This window comes from Bradyrhizobium sp. P2_E8 (genome assembly GCF_056403875.1).
The window spans coordinates 1-2,636 of the sequence record NZ_JBFUES010001006.1 but is presented as its reverse complement, the minus strand read 5'-3'; the positions used below and the strand labels follow the sequence as shown (position 1 = coordinate 2,636).

Sequence of the window (2,636 nt, the reverse complement as noted above, 5' to 3'; positions counted from 1 at the left end):
CCCCGGGTCCCGGCCAGATCGTCTATTCCAACGGCTACGCCCTGCACGCGCTCGCCCGCCAGGAGGGCGCAGATACCATCGACCTCGGTATTGCCGCTGATACGCTGGAGGCCACCACCGCCGGCATCCGCCGGGCCCGCGGGAGCGGCGCCGATATCCTGATTACGACCGGCGGCGCTTCGGTCGGCGACCACGATCTGGTCCAGCAGGCGCTGAGGGACGAAGGCATCGCGATGGCGTTCTGGAAGATCGCGATGCGGCCGGGCAAGCCGATGATGCACGGCCGGTTAGGAGCGATGGGCGTGATCGGCCTGCCCGGCAATCCCGTGTCGTCCTATGTGTGCGCCTTCCTGTTCATGGTGCCGTTGATTCGCGCTCTGTCGGGCCGCGCGGTGATTCATCATCATCGCGAGCGCGCCGTGCTCGGCCGCGACGTCGGTGCCAATGACCAGCGCGAAGATTATCTGCGCGCACGCCTGGAGCGGCGCGACGACGGCACGCTTGTCGCACTTCCCGTCAATCATCAGGATTCCTCACTGCTTGCGAATCTCGCTGCGGCACAGGCACTTCTCGTGCGCGCGCCGTTCGCGCCCAAGGCCGAGGCCGGCACGCCCTGCGAGGTGCTGCGACTGCCCGCCTGAACCCGCAGGTCATGCGCGTTCCGCGAACTTTGTCGCGTTCACGGTAAATTAAGCAGTTGCGGAACACATATCGAACATATAGTGTCCGTTCATGATTTGTTTCGAGCATCTAGCGGCTCGCCGCTGAATTCACCGTCTCGGAATCGAACGACATCAACCGGGGGATTTGGTCGAGATGTTAACGCGCAAACAATACGAGCTTCTGCGATTCATCAGCGAGCGTCTGAAGGAAAGCGGCGTGCCGCCCTCCTTCGACGAGATGAAGGACGCGCTCGACCTGCGCTCGAAGTCAGGCATCCATCGCCTGATCACCGCACTGGAGGAGCGCGGCTTCATCCGGCGTCTGCCCAACCGGGCCCGCGCGATCGAGGTGATCAAGCTGCCCGAGCTCCAGGCCGCCGCCGGCAACCGGCGTGGCTTCACGCCGAGCGTCATCGAGGGCAATCTCGGCAAGGTGCGAGCGAGCTCCAGCGCGTCCGCGGACGAGGGCGAGCGCCCCGTCGCGGTGCCGGTGATGGGCCGCATCGCGGCCGGCACGCCGATCGAAGCGCTGCAGACCCGCAGCCACACCATCAGCGTACCGCCCGACATGCTCGGGTCGGGCGAACACTATGCGCTCGAAGTGCGCGGCGACTCGATGGTCGAAGCCGGCATCCTCGACGGCGACATGGCGCTGATCCAGCGCAACGAGAGCGCCGATACCGGGGACATCGTGGTGGCGCTGATCGACGACGAGGAAGCGACGCTGAAGCGCTTCCGCCGCCGCGGTGCCTCGATCGCGCTCGAGCCCGCCAATGCGGCCTATGAGGTCCGCATCCTGCCGCCCAACCGGGTGAAGATTCAGGGCAAGCTGATCGGCCTGTACCGCAAGTACTGAGCGCGCTCCGCCGGTTGGCGCCCCGCGCGTTGACAATTGGAGCGGACGATTGTCCGCTCCGGCTGGATAGTCTTTCTGGTTTTGCACAGATTATCCGGCCGCTCTCCGGCGGTACATCCTCGGCCACGCCGCACGAAGCCATCATCGCTTCGCGGCGCTGGAGATCGAGGAGACCATCATGCGCAAGATCGTTTTGAGCGCCGTCACGATGGCGCTGATCGCAGCATCAGCGTCGCAAGCCTTCGCCGCACAGTCACACCATGTCCGCAAGGCAGCGCAGACGACGACGAGCGAGCAATTGCGCAATGCCCGCAACGCCGTCGCGCAGCCGTCGCAACCCGCCTGGCAATATCCGGGCTGGTCGGCACCTGCTGGTCGCTGACGGGGACGCACGCCAAATGCACAGGAGCGGACTTTGTTCCTCATGCATTTGAAAAAGATATTGTGATGGCAGCCTGCGGACCCAAGCCGCAGATTTGCCTACAACCGAGAAGACGCTAACATGCTTCCACTCTGATAGGGGCTAGTGCCTCCGAAGGAGGCGCGGGTCGCTATCCCTGAATGAGGAGCACCCGATGTGTGACTACAGCCTGCATGCCGTCGCGACGCGTCCCGCAGAAGTCGGCGAGACGATCGTCACGACCACTTTCCGAGGCACCTCGACGCGCGGCTTCGCCTCTGAAGCCGACATGTCCGTCGCGGTCTGCCTGCTGCCCGGGACGGAGCTCGCCTTCGCCGACAACGTCCGCTACGACAATCGCTGGATCTGGACGCGCACCATCAACTCCCGCGTCGGCAAGTTCGGCAAGATCGATCCGCACATTCCCGATCGCCATCACGACGCGATCGAATTCCCCGACGGCAAATATGTACTGGTGACGCAGCTCGTCGAGGGCCAGCGCGCGACCGTGCTGCAGTTGCCAGTGACCCAGCCCGTCGGCGAGCGCGAGCACAAGCCGCAGGTCATCGCCGATGGTCGGCCGACCATCACCCGCCTGCCGATCGGCTGAGGCAGCTCCCCCGGCTCACGGGTCGGGGCCAGGATCGAAATCGCCATCGCCGGCCGTGGCCGGCGACGTGGTGCGGTTTGCGTCCCGAGAATGAATTCCGCCCATATC

The 2,636-nt window shown here is 65.0% G+C and carries 4 protein-coding genes; all 4 read left to right on the top strand.

From position 1 onward, the window contains the following. Positions 1-641 (top strand): molybdopterin molybdotransferase MoeA (locus AC1D00_RS35810; protein WP_477013917.1); only part of this gene is annotated, 641 nt, incomplete at its 5' end. Between the two features lie 175 nt (positions 642-816). Beyond that, on the top strand, positions 817-1,518 hold the full coding sequence (gene lexA / locus AC1D00_RS35805) for a transcriptional repressor LexA (protein WP_404556652.1): 702 nt from the start codon (positions 817-819) through the stop codon (positions 1,516-1,518). A gap of 178 nt (positions 1,519-1,696) precedes the next feature. Next, complete coding sequence (locus tag AC1D00_RS35800) at positions 1,697-1,900, top strand: hypothetical protein (RefSeq protein WP_477013916.1); 204 nt, start codon at positions 1,697-1,699, stop codon at positions 1,898-1,900. 193 nt (positions 1,901-2,093) lie between these two features. After that, complete coding sequence (locus AC1D00_RS35795; RefSeq protein ID WP_167770886.1) at positions 2,094-2,528, top strand: hypothetical protein; 435 nt, start codon at positions 2,094-2,096, stop codon at positions 2,526-2,528. Positions 2,529-2,636 lie beyond the last annotated feature (108 nt).

What these genes read in the sequence shown, in the direction of transcription:
- AC1D00_RS35795 (WP_167770886.1), top strand. Translation starts at nt 2,094, where the DNA reads ATGTGTGACTACAGCCTGCATGCCGTCGCGACGCGTCCCGCAGAAGTC.
- lexA (WP_404556652.1), top strand. Translation starts at nt 817, where the DNA reads ATGTTAACGCGCAAACAATACGAGCTTCTGCGATTCATCAGCGAGCGT.
- AC1D00_RS35800 (WP_477013916.1), top strand. Translation starts at nt 1,697, where the DNA reads ATGCGCAAGATCGTTTTGAGCGCCGTCACGATGGCGCTGATCGCAGCA.